General features: G+C 66.9%; 17 protein-coding genes and 1 pseudogene. 12 read left to right on the top strand and 6 right to left on the bottom strand.

Features of this window, described 5'->3' with window-relative positions; genetic code table 11:
• Positions 1–4: 4 nt before the first annotated feature.
• Positions 5–250: pseudogene (locus FB390_RS06480) on the bottom strand (RidA family protein); the annotation flags it as partial.
• Positions 251–271: 21 nt separating this feature from the next.
• On the opposite strand from FB390_RS06480, the gene FB390_RS06475 reads away from it, so the two are divergent.
• Positions 272–664, top strand: coding sequence for a winged helix-turn-helix transcriptional regulator (locus tag FB390_RS06475; RefSeq protein ID WP_141808127.1), 393 nt, complete (start codon positions 272–274; stop codon positions 662–664).
• A 24-nt stretch (positions 665–688) separates the two neighbouring features.
• On the opposite strand, the gene FB390_RS06470 is transcribed toward FB390_RS06475, so the two are convergent.
• Positions 689–1,063 (bottom strand): winged helix-turn-helix transcriptional regulator, encoded by a 375-nt coding sequence (locus FB390_RS06470; protein WP_141808126.1) that lies wholly within the window; start codon positions 1,061–1,063, stop codon positions 689–691.
• Positions 1,064–1,130: 67 nt separating this feature from the next.
• Between FB390_RS06470 and FB390_RS06465 the strand changes: the two genes are divergently transcribed.
• Positions 1,131–1,505, top strand: coding sequence for a VOC family protein (locus FB390_RS06465; RefSeq protein ID WP_141808125.1), 375 nt, complete (start codon positions 1,131–1,133; stop codon positions 1,503–1,505).
• A gap of 97 nt (positions 1,506–1,602) precedes the next feature.
• Here the strand turns inward: FB390_RS06465 and FB390_RS06460 are convergent, their stop codons facing one another.
• Positions 1,603–2,517 carry an MBL fold metallo-hydrolase gene (locus tag FB390_RS06460; protein WP_141808124.1) on the bottom strand — a complete coding sequence of 305 codons (915 nt, stop codon included), beginning with the start codon at positions 2,515–2,517 and terminating at the stop codon, positions 1,603–1,605.
• A gap of 134 nt (positions 2,518–2,651) precedes the next feature.
• On the opposite strand from FB390_RS06460, the gene FB390_RS06455 reads away from it, so the two are divergent.
• The 4 genes from FB390_RS06455 (at position 2,652) to FB390_RS06440 (ending at position 5,606) form a co-directional block, all read left to right on the top strand.
• A complete protein-coding gene (locus FB390_RS06455) occupies positions 2,652–3,494 on the top strand; it encodes a LysR family transcriptional regulator (protein WP_141808123.1) in 843 nt (280 codons plus the stop codon).
• A gap of 91 nt (positions 3,495–3,585) precedes the next feature.
• The gene (locus tag FB390_RS06450) at positions 3,586–3,993 is read left to right on the top strand and encodes a YciI family protein (RefSeq protein ID WP_141808122.1); all 408 of its coding nucleotides are present in this window, start codon (positions 3,586–3,588) and stop codon (positions 3,991–3,993) included.
• Positions 3,993–5,162: an RNA polymerase sigma factor gene (locus FB390_RS06445; protein WP_141811588.1), complete on the top strand. Its 1,170-nt coding sequence runs from the start codon at positions 3,993–3,995 to the stop codon at positions 5,160–5,162. Before FB390_RS06450 ends, FB390_RS06445 begins: the two co-directional genes overlap by 1 nt.
• Before the next feature lie 96 nt (positions 5,163–5,258).
• A complete protein-coding gene (locus FB390_RS06440) occupies positions 5,259–5,606 on the top strand; it encodes a DUF1330 domain-containing protein (RefSeq protein ID WP_141808121.1) in 348 nt (115 codons plus the stop codon).
• 84 nt (positions 5,607–5,690) lie between these two features.
• Here the strand turns inward: FB390_RS06440 and rpoB are convergent, their stop codons facing one another.
• On the bottom strand, positions 5,691–9,191 hold the full coding sequence (gene rpoB / locus FB390_RS06435) for a DNA-directed RNA polymerase subunit beta (RefSeq protein WP_141808120.1): 3,501 nt from the start codon (positions 9,189–9,191) through the stop codon (positions 5,691–5,693).
• A gap of 659 nt (positions 9,192–9,850) precedes the next feature.
• Here rpoB and FB390_RS06430 point away from each other — a divergent pair.
• A complete protein-coding gene (locus tag FB390_RS06430; RefSeq protein WP_141811587.1) occupies positions 9,851–11,560 on the top strand; it encodes a cutinase family protein in 1,710 nt (569 codons plus the stop codon).
• A 54-nt stretch (positions 11,561–11,614) separates the two neighbouring features.
• On the opposite strand, the gene FB390_RS06425 is transcribed toward FB390_RS06430, so the two are convergent.
• A complete protein-coding gene (locus tag FB390_RS06425) occupies positions 11,615–13,252 on the bottom strand; it encodes an ABC transporter permease (protein ID WP_141808119.1) in 1,638 nt (545 codons plus the stop codon).
• Positions 13,253–13,254: 2 nt separating this feature from the next.
• Complete coding sequence (locus FB390_RS06420) at positions 13,255–14,166, bottom strand: ABC transporter ATP-binding protein (RefSeq protein WP_141808118.1); 912 nt, start codon at positions 14,164–14,166, stop codon at positions 13,255–13,257.
• An 82-nt stretch (positions 14,167–14,248) separates the two neighbouring features.
• Here FB390_RS06420 and FB390_RS06415 point away from each other — a divergent pair, with 82 nt between their 5' ends.
• The 5 genes from FB390_RS06415 to FB390_RS06395 all read left to right on the top strand — a co-directional run bounded on the left by FB390_RS06415 (position 14,249) and on the right by FB390_RS06395 (position 18,961).
• The gene (locus tag FB390_RS06415; protein ID WP_141808117.1) at positions 14,249–14,896 is read left to right on the top strand and encodes a TetR/AcrR family transcriptional regulator; all 648 of its coding nucleotides are present in this window, start codon (positions 14,249–14,251) and stop codon (positions 14,894–14,896) included.
• 83 nt (positions 14,897–14,979) lie between these two features.
• Positions 14,980–15,693 (top strand): haloacid dehalogenase type II, encoded by a 714-nt coding sequence (locus tag FB390_RS06410; protein ID WP_141811586.1) that lies wholly within the window; start codon positions 14,980–14,982, stop codon positions 15,691–15,693.
• Positions 15,694–15,886: 193 nt separating this feature from the next.
• Positions 15,887–16,777 (top strand): DMT family transporter, encoded by an 891-nt coding sequence (locus tag FB390_RS06405; RefSeq protein WP_141808116.1) that lies wholly within the window; start codon positions 15,887–15,889, stop codon positions 16,775–16,777.
• A gap of 32 nt (positions 16,778–16,809) precedes the next feature.
• Positions 16,810–17,460, top strand: coding sequence for a class I SAM-dependent DNA methyltransferase (locus FB390_RS06400; protein ID WP_246123884.1), 651 nt, complete (start codon positions 16,810–16,812; stop codon positions 17,458–17,460).
• A 151-nt stretch (positions 17,461–17,611) separates the two neighbouring features.
• Positions 17,612–18,961 (top strand): WS/DGAT/MGAT family O-acyltransferase, encoded by a 1,350-nt coding sequence (locus FB390_RS06395; RefSeq protein WP_141808114.1) that lies wholly within the window; start codon positions 17,612–17,614, stop codon positions 18,959–18,961.
• The last annotated feature ends 106 nt before the right edge of the window (positions 18,962–19,067 follow it).

The raw sequence follows: 19,067 nt of genomic DNA, 5'->3' as shown, positions 1-19,067 counted from the left end.
GAGCTCAGTCGAGGACTGCGAACGCCTCGACCTCGACGAGCACGTCGGGCTCGAACAGGTAGTCGACGCCGATCGCCGACAAAGGCGGCAACGGGCGCGGTATTCCGAGCTCTTCTGCGACGCGGTCGATACCTGCGATGAAGTCGTCGTACTTGTCCGGGCTCCAGTGCGTGACGAAGAACCGGAGGCGTACGACGTCGGCGAAGCTTGCTCCGGCGCCCGCCAAGCCGCGTGCCGTGTTGCGAAGGGAACTTCAACGAGACTAGGTGTCATGCCGGATACCGCTCCACACAGTTCGGACAGTCCTCAGCTCACCGAGCGACACCGCGAGCTGCTCGACCAGGTGCTCGACAAGTGGTCGCTACAAATCCTCGATGCACTGTGCGAGCGGCCGTTGCGCTTCAACGAGCTCCGTCGGGCGATCCCGGTCGTGACGCAGAAGCCGCTCACGGCGGCACTGCGGCGCCTCGATCGCAACGGGATGGTCGAGCGCGTCGTCACGAGTACCCGACCCGTCGCCGTCGAGTACCGCATCACGCGGATCGGAAAGTCGTTGCAGGACCTCATCGACGCGCTCCTGCACTGGACCACCGCCACGTTGCCCGCCGTCGAGCGCGCCCGTGCACGCTTCGACGACCAGGAAGAAATGCCATCACGCTGGTAGCGGGCGCGGTCGACGGCCGCTGCGTCAGTGAGATGTTCGTGGAGCGGCCCGACTTGCGGGCGCATCGAGTAGACGGTCCAGGTGAGTGCGGGACCAATCACACAACGCGTGGATCGCGTCCACAAGCTCTGTTCCGGCCTCGGTGAGGGAGTAGTCGACGCGGGGATTGGCAGTGCCGTGATCGTATCGTGCGACCAGACCGTGATTTTCGAGGTCGCGCAGGGTCTGGGTCAACACCTTGTAGCTGATGCCGTCGACTGCGCGGTGCAGCTCACGGAATCGGCGGCGGTCCGCATGGATCTCCTCCAAGACCCGCAGGCCCCACTTCGTCGACACCACGGCGAACACACGCAGCGCGATATCGCGTGCGCGCTGCTCGTCCTCATCATCGCTGCGCATCGAACACCACCGCTCACCTTCAAGTGCGTACTGCTGCCGCCGCCAGCTCGACCGTAGCGTCTCGGCTATGCAGATCCTGAAAACCTACGCCCGCTTGTTCGTCGCCGACCTCGACACCGCGCTGCCGATCTACGAGAGCATCGTCGGTGCCCCAACGGATCTGCGGTTCGGCTTCGAGCAAGCGGAGATCGCGGCGGTCGGCGACTTTCTGCTCATCGCAGGCTCACCCGAACACATCGATCGCTATCGCTCGACAGTCGGGCCGGTGATTGTCGACGACCTCGACCAGTTGATCGCTCAACTGACGGCCTCGGAAGCCGTCGTGACCGGTGGGCCGTTCACCAGCGAAACGGGCCGATTCGCCTACCTTCGTCATCCCGACGGGACGGATGTCGAATACGTCGAATGGTCGCCAGAGGTGCGGGCCCGCGTGCTCGGTTGAACTCGGAGGGGTCACCACGAGCCCACGAAATGCCGCGACTCGAGCAATCACCCGATGAAGGGCAGTCGGTTTCGCAGTTCGGGGCGAGGTTCCGTACTCACTGTTCGGAGTCGCCGTTGCGGTGGGGGTGTTCGGCGCACAGGCAGCCGACGCCTTGCTCGATCCAGTCCTGCCCCGCCCAGTCCGGATGCCGTTCGATCATCAGGGCGCGTACTTCGTCGACGATCGTGTCCTGGCTCATCGACGAGTCGCGGCGGAGCCAGGTTTCGTCGCGCAGCAGGCGCAGGTAGTCGCCGACGTCGGTGAGCAACCGCGCGCCGCCGATGTCGCCGTGGCCGGGCACGACGATCTTCGGCTGTTCGGCGGCCAGCCGCTCCATCACGCGGATCCAGCCGGTGCCGGACACGTCGGTGTCGTGCGGCGGGAACCAGGGGAAGATCGCGAATTGTCCCGCCTCGACCAGATCTCCGGTGAACATCACCTCGGCATCGGGGATCGTCACGACCTGGTCGCCCTTGCTGTGCGCTCGGCCGGTGGCTCGCATCCGCACCACGCGGCCGCCCAGGTCGAGGTCGTAGGAGTGGTCGTAGACAATGTCGGGGGTGGCCAGTTCGACGCCTTCCAAGTGCCGGGCGATCGACGGCCCGAGGCCGCGGAACATCTCCAGGTAACCGCCGCCTTTGGTGGCCAGGTCGGTGGCCTGCGCCCGGTTGATCAGGAAGGTCGCCGCGTCGCTGAATACTTGTGCGCCGAAGGCGTGTTCGGGGTGGAAGTGGGTCGTGGTCAGGTACAGCTTGCGGCCTGCGGCGTAGTCGGTCGCGAATTCGAGCACCTTCTCGGCGTTGGCCGGACCCATTCCGGTCTCGACGACCAGCACTGAATGCGTGCCGCCGATCAGCCCGATGTTGGGAACCAGCTGCACGTTTCGGTTGGGAACAACCACCAGATCGCGGGCGAGTTCCCGTACTCCGGTGATCTCTACGGCAGGTTCAGGCAGCACGTGTTCGGCCATATGACCTCCTCGAAAAAGGCGTAGCCACAATCGGATTCGCCGTCTATCGGACGCGTCCAGTCCAGCGCGGCGCGGATCGCCCCGTCCAACACCTGTTTCCTCCACCCGATACCGTGCGGGTATCGTCGCCGGTGATGGACCTGCGCGCGCTGAAATACTTTGTGGCCGTTGCGGAGGAGCGGCACTTCGGACGCGCAGCCGCCCGTCTCCACATGTCCCAACCGCCACTGAGCCGGGCCATCAAACGCCTCGAGGCCGAACTCGGCGCCCACCTGCTGCACCGCTCCGCCACCGGAGTCGCGCTCACCCCGGCCGGAGCCGTTCTCTACGACGAGGCGCGCGCACTGCTGGAGCAGGCCGAGCAGGTGCGCGCCCGCGTCGGCGCCGCCGCCGGACCTGCCGCCATCACGATCGGCATGCTGGCCGACAGCGCCGAACAGGCCGGTACTCGCCTCGCCGCCGCCTTCCGTCGACGCAATCCCGAGGTGCGAATCCGAGTTCGCGAAGCGGATCTCACCGATCCGACCACCGGTCTGCGAACGGGTCTCGTCGATATCGCGCTCACCCGAATGCCGTTCGACGACAAAGGGATCGACACCGTGGTGCTGCGCTCCGACCCGGTCGGGGTCGTGCTCCGCAGCGACGACCCCCTCGCCGACCGCGAATCCCTGCTGCTGAGCGACCTTTCCGATCGCCGCTGGTTCCAGCTGCCCGAGGGAAGCGATCCCGTCTGGCGCGCCTATTGGAACGGCGGTGAACTCCGGCGCGGTCCCGTCGTCCGCACCGTCCACGAGTGCCTGCAAGCAGTGCTCTGGAGCGGCACGATCGGGCTGGCGCCCCTCACGCACGCACTGCCCGAGGGCCTCGTCGCCGTCCGGCTGACCGATATGCCGCCGAGCAGCCTTGTCGTCGCCTGGAACAGCGCCACCGTGAACCCACTCGTCCGGTCGTTCGTACAGACCGCCGCGGCGACTTGAAAAATTTCGGCGGCAGATGTCGAGAACGTCGTGACGGTTCCGTCCCAGGGGTGAGCGACCAACTAGGGTCGCAAGCCGAAGGGAGAATGTCATGGCCAAGTACCTGCTGCTCAAGCACTATCGAGGCGCCCCGGCGGCCGTCAACGACGTGCCGATGGATCAGTGGACGCCCGCCGAGATCGAGGCGCACCTGCGGTACATGAACGACTTCGCGGCCCGCCTGCAAGACAGCGGCGAGTACGTGGACGGCCAGGCCCTCGCGCCGGAGGGCGCCTGGGTCCGCTACGACGGCGAGGGCAAGCCGCCGGTGACGGACGGGCCGTTCGCGGAGACGAAAGACCTGATCGCCGGCTGGATGATCATCGACGTCGACTCGTACGAGCGCGCCGTCGAGCTGGCAGGGGAGTTGTCCGCGGCGCCCGGCGCGGGCGGCAAGCCGATTCACGAGTGGCTCGAGGTTCGGCCGTTCCTGACGGCTCCGCCGACCGTCACCGAGTGATGGGCGCCGACGCGGTGGACGAGGGCCGGCTGCGGGACCTGATTCCGGGCGTCTTGGCGGCCCTCGTCCACCGCGGGGCGGACTTCGCGACCGCGGAGGACGCGGTCCAGGAGGCGTTGATTCGTGCCGTCGAGACCTGGCCGAACCGGCGCCCCGAAGATCCCAAGGGCTGGCTGGTCACCACGGCGTGGCGTTGCTTCCTCGATCTCGCCCGCTCCGACACCGCGCGGCGGCGCCGTGAGCTGCTGGTCTCCGAGGAGCCGCCGCCGGGACCGGCCGCCACTGTGGACGAGACGTTGCAGCTCTACTTCCTGTGCGCGCATCCCAGCCTGACCCCCGCGTCGGCCGTCGCGCTGACGCTGCGGGCCGTCGGCGGGCTGACCACACGCCAGATCGCGCAGGCCTACCTCGTGCCCGAAGCGACGATGGCCCAGCGGATCAGCCGGGCCAAACGCACCGTGAGCGAGGTCCGGCTGGACCGTCCCGGCGACCTGCGCACCGTGCTGCGGGTGCTCTACCTGGTGTTCAACGAGGGGTACAGCGGCGACGTCGACCTCGCCGCGGAGGCGATCCGGCTGGCCAGGCAACTGGCGACGACCACGGACGACCCGGAGGTCGCGGGACTGCTCGCCCTGTTCCTGCTGCACCACGCGAGACGCCCGGCCAGGACCCGCGCCGACGGCAGTCTCGTGCCACTGGCGGAGCAGGACCGTGGCCTCTGGCGGCGCGATCTGATCGCCGAGGGCATTGCGATTCTGCAAGCGGCCCTGGCCCGCGACCGGCTCGGGGAGTATCAGGCTCAGGCCGCGATCGCCGCGCTGCACGCCGACGCGCAAACAGCCGAGGAAACCGACTGGGTGCAGATCGTCGAGTGGTACGACGAGCTCGTCCGTCTCACCGACAGCCCGGTGGTTCGGCTCAACCGCGCGGTCGCCGTCGGCGAGGCGGACGGACCGCACGCGGGCCTCGCAGCACTCGCCGGACTCGACCCGAAGCTCCCCAGGTACACCGCTTCGTCCGCCTACCTGCACGAGCGGGCCGGCGACATCGCCACGGCGGCCCGGCTCTACGTGGAGGCGGCCGCACAGGCGCAGAATCTCGCCGAGCGCAACCACCTCACGCTCCGCGCGGCCGCCCTCCGGCAGCGCCTCTCGAGCGGAGGGGTCTGAGCACCCCTCCGCGCTTACCTTTCAGGTAATCGATCCGTGTCCGGCTGCGTGCCAGGATGGCGGCGTGACGAAAATCGGTGGAACGGAAGGATGCTCATGACCGCGTACGTCATCGCTCATCTGCAGGATGCGGCGCCGCATCCGGACATCGCCGAGTACATCGAGCGGCTGCCCGGCACACTCGCGCCGTACGGCGGGCGGTACCTCGTGCACGCCAAGCAGCACGAGGTGAAGGAGGGGAGCTGGCCGGGAGGTGTTGTGATGCTGGGGTTTCCCGGGATGGACGAGGCGCGGGCCTGGTGGGACTCGGCCGAGTATCGGGAGATCGCGCCGCTGCGCTCGCGGCACATCGACGGTGACATCATCCTGGTCGAAAGGGTTCCCGAGGACTACACCCCGGCCGCCGCCGTGCGGGCGATACGCGAGGCCGCGGCTGTCGAATAGCGCTCGAGGCGCGTAACTTCCAGCCGCGACCGCCCGGGATGCCGTGCACCGAGAATCCAGCGCGCGGCAGCCCGGACGTGCGAATCAGCCCGGAAGGTCGTCGATCGATGCGGACTCCTGGCGGGACAACGTGATGCCGAGATCGGCGGCGGTGCGGTCTAGTTCGTCGTCGCCGTGCTGCAATTCGACGGCGGACCCGGCGGAGAGGACCTCGACGTTGAGGCACAGCGACTGGAGTTCCTTGAGGAGCACCTTGAACGACTCCGGAACGCCGGGCTCGGGGATGTTCTCGCCCTTGACGATCGCCTCGTAGACCTTCACGCGGCCGACGATGTCGTCGGACTTGATGGTGAGCAGTTCCTGCAGGGTGTAGGCCGCGCCGTAGGCCTGCATGGCCCAGCACTCCATCTCACCGAAGCGCTGACCACCGAACTGCGCCTTACCACCGAGCGGCTGCTGGGTGATCATCGAGTACGGGCCGGTCGACCGCGCGTGGATCTTGTCGTCGACCAGGTGGTGCAGCTTCAGGATGTACATGTAACCGACCGCCACCGGGTACGGAAAGGGCTCACCGGAGCGGCCGTCGAACAACGTCGCCTTACCGTCCGCGCCGACGATGACCTCGCCGTCGCGGTTGGGCAGTGTCGACGCAAGCAACCCGGCGAGTTCTTCCTCGCGTGCGCCGTCGAAGACCGGTGTCGCGAGATTCGTGCCTGGACTCGCCGACAACAATTCCTCGGGCAACCGCTTCGCCCAGTCCGGACGCGCACCGTCGGCGAGCTGAATGTTCCAGCCCGCCTTGCCGATCCAGCCCAGATGGGTTTCCAGGATCTGGCCGATGTTCATACGACGCGGCACACCATGGGTGTTGAGGATGATGTCGACCGGAGTGCCGTCCGGCAGGAACGGCATGTCCTCGGTCGGCAGAATCTTCCCGATCACACCCTTGTTGCCGTGGCGACCAGCGAGCTTGTCACCGTCCTGGATCTTGCGCTTCTGCGCCACATACACCCGCACCAGCTCGTTCACACCCGGCGGCAGGTCGTCCTCGTCATCACGGGAGAACACCCGGATACCGATGACCTTGCCCGACTCACCGTGGGGCACCTTCAGCGACGTATCACGCACCTCGCGCGCCTTCTCACCGAAGATCGCGCGCAGCAACCGCTCCTCCGGAGTCAGCTCTGTCTCACCCTTCGGGGTCACCTTGCCGACCAGGATGTCACCATCACGAACCTCGGCACCGATACGCACGATGCCGCGCTCGTCCAGATCGGCGAGCACCTCATCGGACACATTCGGGATGTCGCGGGTGATCTCCTCGGCGCCCAGCTTGGTGTCACGGGCGTCGATCTCGTGCTCCTCGATATGGATCGAGGTGAGAACATCCTCTTCCACCAGGCGCTGCGACAGAATGATCGCGTCCTCGTAGTTGTGGCCCTCCCACGGCATGATCGCCACGAGCAGGTTCTTACCGAGGGCCATCTCACCGTTCTCGGTGCTTGGTCCATCGGCCAGCACTTCGCCGCGTTCGACGCGCTGACCCTCGTCGACGATCGGACGCTGATTCGCACAGGTGCCCTGGTTGGTCCGCGCGAATTTGCGCATCCGGTAGGACTTGCGGGTGCCGTCGTCGGCCATGACCGTGACGTAGTCCGCGGAGACTTCCTCGACCACACCGGATTTCTCGTTCACGACGACATCGCCCGCGTCGATCGCGGCCCGCGACTCCATACCCGTACCGACCAGCGGGGCTTCGGTCCGGATCAACGGCACGGCCTGCTTCTGCATGTTCGCACCCATGAGAGCGCGGTTGGCGTCGTCGTGCTCGAGGAACGGGATCATCGCGGTCGCGACCGACACCATCTGGCGCGGCGACACATCCATGTAGTCGACTTCGGCGGGGTCGACCAGCTCGACCTCGGAGTTCTTGCGACGCACCGCGATTCGGGCGGCGACGAAGCGGCCGTCGGCATCGAGCGCCTCGTTGGCCTGCGCCACGACATGCCGGTCTTCTTGGTCGGCGGAGAGGTAGTCGACCTCGTCGGTCACCCTGCCGCCGACGACCTTCCGGTACGGCGTCTCGATGAAGCCGAACGGATTCACCCGCGCGTACACCGAGAGGTAACCGATCAGCCCGATGTTCGGACCTTCGGGCGTCTCGATCGGGCACATCCGGCCGTAGTGGCTGTAATGCACGTCGCGAACTTCGAGACCGGCACGCTCCCTGGTCAAGCCACCCGGTCCGAGGGCCGACAGACGGCGTTTCTGGGTCAGGCTGGCCAGCGGATTCCGCTCATCCAGGAACTGCGACATCTGCGAGGTTCCGAAGAACTCCCTGATCCCCGCGACGACGGGGCGGATGTTCATCAGCGTCTGGGGTGTGATGGCCTCGATGTCCTGAGTGGTCATCCGCTCGCGGACGACGCGCTCCATGCGGGAGAGGCCGACCCGGATCTGGTTCTGGATCAACTCGCCGACGGTGCGCAGCCTGCGATTACCGAAATGGTCGATGTCGTCGACCTCGACCGGCACCTCTTCGCCGCCGGGCGCGGTCATGACCTTGTCCCCCGCGTGCAACCGCAGCAGGTACTCGATGATCGTGACGATGTCTTCCTCGGTGAGCACCCGTGCGCCGGAGGGGATGCCGAGTTTCTTGCCGATCTTGTAGCGGCCGACGCGGGACAGGTCGTAGCGCTTCTCGTTGAAGAACAGGTTCTCCAGCAAGTTCTGGGCGGACTCCTTGGTCGGCGGCTCGCCGGGACGCAGCTTGCGATGGATGTCGAGCAGCGCCTCATCGGTGCCCGAGGTGTTGTCCTTCTCCAGTGACGTCATCATGGTCTCGGAGAAACCGAATCGCTCGGTGATCTGCGCGGCGGTCCAGCCGAGCGCCTTCAACAGGACCGTCACCGGCTGACGGCGCTTGCGATCGATGCGCACGCCGACGGTGTCGCGCTTGTCGACGTCGAACTCCAGCCACGCGCCGCGCGACGGGATGACCCGCACGCTGTGCAGATCCTTCTCGGTGCCCTTGTCGACGGTGCGATCGAAGTAGACACCCGGCGAGCGCACCAGCTGTGAAACGACGACACGCTCGGTGCCGTTGATGACGAACGTGCCCTTGTCGGTCATCATCGGGAAATCACCCATGAAGACCGTCTGGCTCTTGATCTCGCCGGTGTTGTTGTTGATGAACTCCGCGGTGACGAACAACGGCGCCGCGTAGGTCATGTCCTTGTCTTTGCATTCCTCGATCGAGGCCTTGACCTCCTCGAAACGGGGTTCGGAGAGCGTCAGCGACATCGTCGCGGCGAAGTCCTCGATCGGGCTGATCTCCGCGAGCACCTCCGCCAATCCACCTTCGGGTGAATCGCCGATCGCCGCCGCCCGTTCGCGCCAGGCCGGCGCACCGATCAACCATTCGAACGACTCGCTCTGGATATCCAGCAATCCTGGAACATCCAGCGGTTCACGGAGTTTCGCGAACGAGACCCGCTTCGGGATCCCTGCTTTCGCGGTACCGGCGGGGTTTGCGGCATCGACCTTGGTCTGACTCGAGACTGCCAAGATGCGTCCTTCCAGCACCTCGCGCCGCCCACGCGGATCGCGCGGTCGTCACGGTATCTGCTTGTCCTGTGGGGGTGTATTCACATCGCGCACCGTGCCGGACACTGCCCGAACATGACTCGACAACAACGGGTAGAAAGCGGCACGCAGACAAGAGCCGCTTCTACAGTCATTTCGTATTTCGAGAGTTGGACAGCGCGCGTCTCGGCGCGAAGTCTCAAATTACACCTGAACTCGACCGATGTCGAGGGCGCAAATAAATAAGCACCGCATTTCTGGGTGCCTTCCCGTATTTATAGTGACATCCGGATAAGCCATTCGTCAAGACCATTAGCGGTAATCGGTCACGCATTCGCGTCGGATGCGAAAGAGGGCTGCGGAGACCGATTCCCGAGCGACCTGTCCGCTGCTGTGTCTGGTGAGTGGGCGGGCGGCCGCGGCTGCCTGGGCCCATCGACGAATGCGATCGGCACTGGATGAACGAGACGTTCGACACTGTGCGTCGTAGATGGCCCTGGCCAGCATGTTCGCCGGCGGCGGCATCCGGGCCGGCCGCCCCCACAGAACCCCCACGAATCGATCACAGTAACGCTCGCCGGCCGAACCGCGACGTGCTTGGTGACATATGGCCCGTCGGGGGGCCAGCCCACCTGTCGGTACTGGAATGGGATCGGGACATGGCTTTTCGCGAGTTTTTCGCGCGGCATCGCATCGCTTCGGCCGTTGCCGCACCAGCTGTGCTCGGCGTGGCGGCTATAGTCGCCGCGTCGTTCGCCATCAATTCGCCTCCGCACACGGCGGATACACAACTCAGGGCTTCCGTCACGGAATGCCATGACATGGTGACCATTTCGGTCGCCGGTCGCGGCGACACTCCCGCGGAGGGGACCACGAAGTTGCTGGTCGACGCCAACGGCAACGAGTTGCCCGCCGCGCTGGCCGGTGACCACAACAGCCGCTGGGTCGATCCGGTCGTGAACGCTCCGGCCGACGATGTCGAGCCCGGCTCCTACGCCGCGGTCTACATCGCCTACCCGGCGAACATGGCCACCTACGAGGACGCCGTCAACGCGGGCGTCGCGAACACCCAGCAGGTGATGCGGGAGATCGCGCAGGCCTGCCCGGACACCAAGTTCTCGATCGTCGGTTACAGCGAGGGCGCCGACGTGGTCCGCCGCGTCGCGATGAACATCGGGCACCAGGAGGAGGGCGATCCGACGATCGTCGATCCGGACGACGTGCTCGGTGTCGTCATCCTGGCCGACTCGGGCCGCTCGGCCGGCGACGGGCCGTTCCCCGGTTCGAAGGATCCGTTCAGCAACCCGGACGGCTTCGATCAGCAGTATCAGGACGGCAGGAAGCCGGTCTCCGGCCAGGGCGCGCTGCCCGGTACCAGCGGTGACTTCGGCAAGCTGAACGGCAAGATCGCGTCGTTCTGCTCCGAGGGCGACCTCACCTGCGCGGCGCCGGAGAACATCTCGTTGTTGCAGCTCGTGGTGAACGTGGGCAGGCAGATCAACGTCGACCAGCTCGAGCGCGAGGGGCTCAATCCGACCAACGGCATGGACGTCGCCGTTGTCCTCGGTCGTATCGCGATGACGGCGTTCGCGGACATCGCGTCGCAGCCGAACTGGATGGCGAGCGACGAGACCTTCCTCGAGGTTCTGCTGCGGGTCTCCGATCCGGAATACAAGCCGGGTCAGCAGCCGAAGGAGCCCGCGAAGTCGGACGCGATCTCGACCGACCAGATGTCGCCGCTGGCGTACCTGCCGCAGAAGGTGCTGAACGAGATCATCGGTCTCATCGTGACCAACCAGAACACCATTCCGGTGATCATGAGCGACCCGTACAAGCTGACGCTCGGTCCGGACCACACCGGCCACCACTTCGACTACTGGCGCGACGCCAACCCGGACGAAGGCAGGCCGCTGACCTCCGCCGAGTACGCGGCCGCATGGCTCACCCACCTGGCGAAGCAGGCGCAGGCGGGCGAGACGGTCGACAAGTCCTCCGAGCCGGACGCCGCCGATTTCGCCGCCGCGCGGGAGGCGGTGGAGTCGGCCACGAAGCCGAAGTCCGCCTCTACCACGACGACGACCTCGGCCGCGCCGACCACCACCACCACCGCGCCGACGACCACGAAGACCGACGCCGCCGTCACATCGACGACAACGGCGCCGACCACCACGCCCCCGGCCTCGTCCGAAACCTCGAGCACCACAACTGCTCCGGAGGTGGCGAACCCCCAGGCGCGGACCTCGGTCGCGGCACCCGCCGAAACCGTGGCACCGGCTGAGCCCGTGGCGCCGACCACCACCCAGCCGACCACGACCCAACCCACCACCACGACGCAAACCCCGGCGCCGACCACCACCGGCGCGAGGTGAGTTAGCCGATGTCGGCGGCCACCGAACAACCGCCGACATCTCCCGGCAACGCCTTCACGATCGTCCACCGATCGTGAAGGCGTTGTTCGTTATAAGTCGAGCCAGTCCCCACGAGCTGCTGCGCGTCGGGATGTCGCGGAAGGCGAACCCGTTGAGGCCCAGAGCAATCAAAGCGGTGGCCAAGGTGGCGGAGGCGATCAGTGCCCAGGGGGAGACGGGGTCGGATGGAGTGCGGCCGACCCATTCCAGTGGGGAGAGGTGGCGGAGCCATTCGGGGAGGCGGAGGGTGTCGGCGAGGGTGGCGACGACTGCTACGGCGACGAAGGCGGCCCAGCTCGCGGACAAGGCGGCGGGGCGGATTCCATAGAGCGCCACCGCGAGTCCCAGCAGTAGGAGGACGGAAGGCAGGTACGAGAGCGTGGCGAGGGTCAGTCGCAGCACGGCCGAGGAATCGCCCACCGCCAGCGCATCGCTCACGCCGAGCGCGAATCCGCTCACCGCGGCGACCACGGCAGTGCCGCACGCGACGATCAGTACCTCGGCGGCCAACCATCGCGACCTCGAGATCGAGCCGGCCAGAACTGGTTCCAGCCGATCGCCCGGCTCGTCCTCCGCGATCCGGCCGACGCCTTGCACCGCGTAACCTGCGACGATCAAGGCCAGCAGCACCACGACGAACGACAGGTACGCATCCGGATTCGCGCTACCGCCGCCGAAGACGTCCTGGAGAGCAGCGTTGTCCGCCATCACGGTGCGGATCGCGTCGGCGAGCGCACCGAACGAGATGGCAACGAGCGCGCCGATCACACTCCATGCGACGACACCGCCGCGATGCCTGCGAAGCGCGAACCCCCAGGGCCGCAGCAATATCGGTGCCGCAGATACGGGTCCGCGACGAGCGGCGAGCACCCCGGCGCCGTGATCACGGCGACCCGCGACCCAGCAAGCCACGCCGAACATCACCGCGGCGAGACCCAGCGCAAGCAGCACAGGCCACCACCGCCCGGCGCCGAACGGGCGCGCCTGCTCCGCCCAGCCGATCGGCGACAGCCACACCAACCCGTTGCCGCGCACATCGCCGATGCCGCGAAGGAGGAATGCCGCGATCAACACGACGAGACTGATGCCGAGGACGTTTCGTGCCGATGCGACCACCTGGGCCGCCAACGCCGTGATCGCGGCGAAGCAGCAGCCGAGCGACATCAGCGCCGCCGAATAGAGGAGTGCGCCACGCAATTCCTGCCCTGTCACCAGCAAAGTGACAACCATGGATACGGAAACCAATACCAGCGCGGAACCGGTCAGCACGACCGCCGCGGCGACTCCGGCGACCCGGCCCACCGACCCGGCGCGCAACAACTCCGCCCGCCCGGATTCCTCTTCGCGCCGCGTCATCCGCGTCACCAGGTGAATTCCCATGAGCGGAAAGGCCAGTGCGCTCATGAACCCGAATTCGTAGGCGATGACTCCGCCCAGATCGTCCAGTCCATAGGGCCTGCCGTTGATCGCGAACAACGCCGTGCCCGATTCGGTGGCCGCCCGGTAGCCCGCCAATTCGGCGGGGGTGGAATACAGGCTGTCCAGCGACCACACCGTCCCCGCGAAGACGACCGCGAGCCCGAGCACCCAACACGAGATCTGCCGACGGCTGCCGCGCAGGCCGACACCAACCATCACCGTGAGTCCGCGCACCGCTACACCCCCACCGCTTCGGCGGACGCGTAGTTGCGCAGGAACAACTCGTCCAGGCTCGGCGGATTAGCGGTGATCGACACCAATCCGGCCGCGTGCAGCGCGCCGACCGCCGCCCCGACTTGCCCGGCGTCCACGCCGAACGAGACCGCGTACCCGGCCCCGTCCTGCTCGATGCGCACGGCACTCACCCCGGGCACGTGGTCCAGCACCGGCGCCGCGGTGGTGACCGCGTGCACGTGAGTCGTTGTGTGACGGCGTAATTCGTCCAGTGTTCCCGTCGAGACCGTCCGTCCCTGCCGGATGATGCTGACCCGGTCGGCGAGCGCTTCGACCTCGGCGAGGATGTGACTCGACAGCAGTACGGTGCAGCCCGCGCGCTTGCGTTCGGCCAGCGTCTGCTGGAACACCTGCTCCATGAGCGGATCCAGCCCGGATGTCGGCTCGTCCAGGATGAGCAGCTCGCTGTCGCAGGCGAACGCGGCGACCAGCGCGACCTTCTGCCGGTTGCCCTTGGAGTAGTCCTGGCTCTTCTTTCCCGGATCCAGTTCGAACCGTTCGACGAGGGCATCGCGACGGACGCGGTCGAAACCGCCGTGCGCGGCGGCGAGCACGTCGAGGCATTCGCCGCCGGTGAGGCCGGGCCACAGCGACACGTCACCGGGGACGTAGGCGATGCGGTCGTGCAGCCGCACGGCGTCGCGCCACGGATCGCCGCCGAGCAGGCGGGCGGTGCCGCCACTGGGCCGGACAAGTCCGAGCAGGATCCGGATCGTCGTCGATTTGCCCGCGCCGTTCGGCCCGAGGAATCCGTGCACCTCACCGGCCTCGACCCGCAGGTCGAGTCCGTCGAGGGCGGTGAAGTCGCCGAACCGCTTGCGCAGTCCGATCGTCTCGATGACGGCGTCGGCCATAGCCGCACCCACCTTTCAGAATGTCGGTGTGTACCGATGGTACACACCATAGGTGCGCACGACTAGGCCCTAGGATGTGACCATGCCGCTCCCCCGCTTCACCCGGCTTCCCGCCAACGAACAACGCCGCATCCTCGATGTCGCGCAGCGGATCTTCGCGGAGGACGGCGTGGAAACCGCCTCCTACAACCAGATCATCGCGGCGGCGGGCATCTCGAAATCCTCGGCGTACAACTACTTCGACGGCCGCGAAGACCTGCTGTACACCGCACTCGACGACGTCGCCGCTCGCCTCGCGGAGGTACTCGGCACGTGGCGGGAGGTCGCGGACGACGCCGAGTTCTGGTCGCAGTTGAAGACCATCGAGCAGCGGCTGCGCGCCCACATCGAGACGCACCCCGCCGACCTCGCGCTGATCGATCCCGCCTTCCTGCTGCGGGAACAGGGCGCGTTCATGTCCTGGATCGCCGACTTCGTCGCGAACGGGATCGCCATCGGCATCATCACCGTCGAGACCGACCGCAACCTGCTGGTCGCCGCCACCGCCGCCGTCCTTCGCGCGGTAGACGGCTGGGGCGCCGCCGAGATGAAGGCGGGCCGCACACCCGACCCGGATCAGGCCTGGATCCTGCTACGCAACCTGTGGGGCACCCCGCCCGTCCGACCCAACCGCACCGGACCGACAGCGCGGGTTGCGGGCGACCATCGGAGGCTTGGTCACCGCGACTGAACCCGACCGCGCTGCCCCCAGTGTCGCGGCTCTGCGCCGCACGACTCCCACTCGTCCGCGCCGAGCAGGTCCCGCGTGGTTGGATTTCCGAGGTGGGAATAGAGGCATTGCTGTTCGACGTGCAGGGCACGGCTACGGATTTCCATTCGACGGTGCTCGGCGCGTTGCGCACGGCGAGCGCGGGCAGGCATCCGGGAGTCGACTGGGTCGAATTCGTAGACCGCTGGCGCGCGAGGTATTTCGACGTGCTGCGGGAGGCGAAGGTCGGTAAGAACGACTGGACGACGGTGCACTCGGTCTACGCGGACGCACTGGACCGGCTGCTGGCCGACTACGGCGTAGCGGATTTCGATGACGCCGAGCGAGAAGACCTGGCCTGCGCTTGGCAGCGGATCGTGCCGTGGCCGGACGTCGTCCCCGGACTGACCCGATTGAAGACGCGGTACACACTGGCGACGCTGTCGAACGCTGATGTCGCGGCGGTGGTGAATATTTCGAAGCTGGGCGGTCTGCCGTGGGACGCGGTCTTCACCGCCGAGATGGCGGGCGCCTTCAAACCGGACCCGGCGGCCTACCGCATGGCCGCGACCTACCTGGGACTCGCGCCGGGACAGATCATGATGGTCGCCTGCCACAAGTACGACATCCGGGCGGCGGGCGCACTCGGTTTCCGCACGGCGTTCGTGGCGCGGCCGCTGGAGTTCGGAGTGGGCGGCGCGGTGGATGTGGAGTACGAGGACGAGTTCGACGTGAACGCGGGGGACTTCCTCGACCTGGCGGATCAGCTGGGTTGCTGATCGGCGTTTGTCGCGAAAGTCGTTGAGGTCCTGATACCTTCGCGACCCATCGCCCGGGAAGCGACGCGCCGAGAAGACCTGTCGCCGTGGGAAAATCGGATCTGTCGGATCATGGGATCACCCGCTAGGCTCCTCGTGGATCGAAAGCGAGCGAGAGCATGAAATCTGCGGCGACGGCTCGGGGAACGGTGCGATGAGCAAGCGCGGTTGGCTGCTGTTCCTGGCGATGGGCGTGATCTGGGGCGTGCCGTACGCGATGATCGCGGTCGCGGTCGAGGACTTCGACCCGGTGTTCGTGGCGTTCGGCCGGACGCTGATCGGCGGCCTGTTGCTGTTGCCGATCGCGCTGTACACCGACGCGCTGCGACCGGTCTTCCGGCGCTGGCGACCGCTGCTGCTCTACACGTTGGTGGAGATCTCGGGCCCGTGGTTCCTCATCGGGTACGCCGAGACCACGCTCAACAGCTCCACCGTCGGTTTGCTGATCGCGGCGGTGCCGTTGATCGCGGTACTGATCGTGACTCGCCTGGGGCACGAAACCTTCGACGCCCGAAGGATTCTGGGCCTGATCGTCGGCTTCGCGGGTGTCGCGGCGTTGGTCGGCCTCGACGTGGATCTGTCGAATCCGGCCGCGATCGGCGCCATCGCCCTGACCACGATCGGCTACGCCGTCGGCCCGATCGTTATCAACCACTCGCTCGCCGACTTGCCGCCGATGGGCGTGGTCACCGCCTCGCTGCTGCTCGCGGCCGCGCTCTACACGCCGTTCGCAGCACTGCGCAGACCCGAGCACTTCCCCGCGGACGCCTCGCTGTCGGTGCTCGGGCTCGCGATCGTCTGCACCGCGGCGGCTTTCCTGCTGTTCTTCGCGCTGATCGGCGAGGTCGGTCCGGCGCGCGCCACGGTGATCACCTACATCAACCCCGCGGTGGCGATCGTGCTGGGCGTGACGCTGCTGAATGAGCCGCTCACCGCGGGGATGGCGATAGGATTTCCGCTGGTAGTGCTCGGATCGTTCCTCGGAACAAGGCAGTCTCGCGCCGCCGCTCCGCAGGACGACCCCGCGCTCTCCGCGACGCCATGAGACGCACCGTTTCGCGCAAAGGAGTTCCGCTCTTGACCCATGCCGATGTCGACGCCACCCGCACGGCCTACGACGACATGGCCGAGCTCTACACCGAGTTCGCCCGCGACAACCTGGCGGTCAAGCCTTTCGACCGCGCCATGCTCGGCGCGTTCGCGGAACTGCTGCGGGCCAACGGTTCCGGGCCGGTCGCCGACATCGGCTGCGGCCCCGGCCGAATCGCCGCGCACCTCGAATCGCTCGGCGTCCCGGCCTTCGGCATGGACCTCTCGCCGCGCATGATCGAACTGGCGCGCAACGAGTTTCCCGGCATGCGGTTCGAGGTGGGATCGATGGAGGAGCTCGCCATCGAGGACGGCGCGCTGGCCGGGCTGGTGGCCTGGTATTCGATTATCCACCTGCCGCCGGAACGCGTGCCGCACGTGTTGAACGAGTTCTACCGGGTACTACGGAGCGGAGGGCACGCACTGCTGGGATTCCAAGCGGCGGACGCCGCCGACACCGTGCTCGCCTTCGACCACAAGGTGACCCCGGCCTACCGTTGGTCACCTGACCGGCTCGCCGAGCTGGCGCGCGAAGCGGGCTTCACGGTGATCGCCAGGATGGTCTGCGCGCCGAATCCCGACGAGCGGTTCGATCAGGCGTACCTGATGGTCGCGAAGCCGGCCGATCCGGTGGGCTGATTCCGCGCACATCCTGGGCTACCCCCAGGTAGGTTCGGTACGGGTGCGCAGGATTCCGTTGCGCAGGATTCCGTGGTGCGTCCCACCCGACAACGTGGTCGATTGCTCTCATCGCACAAGATCTCCACCGTCGTCAGGGGGCGACTCATACATGGAACTCATCGCACCGGTTGATGCCGTATTTCTGCTTGCCGAATCCCGCGAGCACCCGATGCACGTCGGCTCGCTACAGCTGTTCGAACCGCCGGAGGGGGCCGGTCCGGAGTTCGCCAAGGAGACGCACGAAAAGCTGTTGTCCTGCCGCGAGATCCATCCCACCTTCCGCAAGCGCCCGGCCAACCTGCTCGGCTCGCCACAGCTGGCCTGGACGCTCGAGGACGAGGTGGAGCTGGAGTACCACGTGCGGCGCATCGCGCTGCCCGCGCCCGGCACCCACGAGCAATTGATCGAGCTGGCCTCCGGGCTGCACAGCTCCCTGCTCGACCGGCACCGTCCGCTGTGGGAGATCCACCTGATCGAGGGACTGAAAGACGGCCGCTTCGCACTCTATTCGAAGATGCACCACGGCTTGATCGACGGCGTCTCGGCGCAGCGGCTGCTACAGCGCACGTTGACCGACGACCCGACCTCGAGCGAGGCGCGGGTGCCATGGAACCTGCCGCGTTCGGGACGCAAGAAGGAGTCGTCCGATTCCGGATTGCTCGGCGCGGCAAGGTCTCTCGTCTCGGTTGCCGCTTCCGCCTCGCCGCTGCTTCGCGCGGCGCGCACCGCGCTGCGCGAACAGCAGGTGACGCTGCCGTTCGAGGCGCCGAAGACCATGTTCAACGTGCCCATCGGCGGCGCCCGGCGCTCGGTCGTCCGGTCTTGGCCGCTGGAGCGGATCAAGCAGGTGCGCAAGGCGACCGGTACGACGATGAACGACGTCGTGCTCGCGATGTCGTCGGGCGCGCTGCGCACCTATCTCGCCGAGCGTGACGCGCTGCCGGACAAGCCGCTGATCGCGATGGTGCCGATGTCGCTGCGCTCGGCGGACGACACCGAGACCAACGGCGTCAAGGTCGGCGCGCTGCTGTGCAACCTCGGCACCGATCTGGCCGATCCGATCGCCAGGCTGCGGACGGTGAGCGAGTCCATGCGCAAGAGCAAAGAGGTCTACAGCGAGCTCTCGCCGGTGCAGTCGATGGCGCTCTCGGCGCTGATGGTCAGCCCGATCGCGCTGAACCTGCTGCCTGCCCTCATCCCGTGGACCACGCCGCCGTTCAACATCGTCATCTCCAACGTGCCGGGTCCGCGCGAGCCGATGTACTGGAACGGCGCGCGGCTCGACGCCATCTACCCGCTCTCCATCCCGTTCGACGGCCAGGCCGTGAACATCACGCTCACCTCGAATGCCGACAACCTGGACTTCGGCCTGGTCGGCTGCCGCCGCAGCGTGCCGCAGCTGCACCGCATGCTCGATCACCTGGAGGGCGCGCTCGCCGCTCTGGAAGACGCGATATAAGGCGTCGGCCGCCACGGTCGAGGAAGGGGTACCGCGAGAAAACTAGAACGTGTTACTGTCGATCTATGGTGCCCCCACCGGTCGACGACGCCGCCGCCGCGGCATG

The sequence above is a fragment of the Nocardia bhagyanarayanae genome (assembly GCF_006716565.1).
Classification (GTDB): domain Bacteria; phylum Actinomycetota; class Actinomycetes; order Mycobacteriales; family Mycobacteriaceae; genus Nocardia; species Nocardia bhagyanarayanae.
Note: the sequence above shows the minus strand (reverse complement) of the source record. Positions and strands in the feature narration are given on the sequence as shown.

Coding starts and splice junctions, on each gene's coding strand:
- FB390_RS06430 (WP_141811587.1), top strand. CDS start 9,851: ATGGCTTTTCGCGAGTTTTTCGCGCGGCATCGCATCGCTTCGGCCGTT.
- FB390_RS06455 (WP_141808123.1), top strand. CDS start 2,652: ATGGACCTGCGCGCGCTGAAATACTTTGTGGCCGTTGCGGAGGAGCGG.
- FB390_RS06420 (WP_141808118.1), bottom strand. CDS start 14,166: ATGGCCGACGCCGTCATCGAGACGATCGGACTGCGCAAGCGGTTCGGC.
- FB390_RS06395 (WP_141808114.1), top strand. CDS start 17,612: ATGGAACTCATCGCACCGGTTGATGCCGTATTTCTGCTTGCCGAATCC.
- FB390_RS06460 (WP_141808124.1), bottom strand. CDS start 2,517: ATGGCCGAACACGTGCTGCCTGAACCTGCCGTAGAGATCACCGGAGTA.
- FB390_RS06415 (WP_141808117.1), top strand. CDS start 14,249: ATGCCGCTCCCCCGCTTCACCCGGCTTCCCGCCAACGAACAACGCCGC.
- FB390_RS06450 (WP_141808122.1), top strand. CDS start 3,586: ATGGCCAAGTACCTGCTGCTCAAGCACTATCGAGGCGCCCCGGCGGCC.
- FB390_RS06470 (WP_141808126.1), bottom strand. CDS start 1,063: ATGCGCAGCGATGATGAGGACGAGCAGCGCGCACGCGATATCGCGCTG.
- FB390_RS06405 (WP_141808116.1), top strand. CDS start 15,887: ATGAGCAAGCGCGGTTGGCTGCTGTTCCTGGCGATGGGCGTGATCTGG.
- FB390_RS06465 (WP_141808125.1), top strand. CDS start 1,131: ATGCAGATCCTGAAAACCTACGCCCGCTTGTTCGTCGCCGACCTCGAC.
- FB390_RS06445 (WP_141811588.1), top strand. CDS start 3,993: ATGGGCGCCGACGCGGTGGACGAGGGCCGGCTGCGGGACCTGATTCCG.
- FB390_RS06440 (WP_141808121.1), top strand. CDS start 5,259: ATGACCGCGTACGTCATCGCTCATCTGCAGGATGCGGCGCCGCATCCG.
- FB390_RS06475 (WP_141808127.1), top strand. CDS start 272: ATGCCGGATACCGCTCCACACAGTTCGGACAGTCCTCAGCTCACCGAG.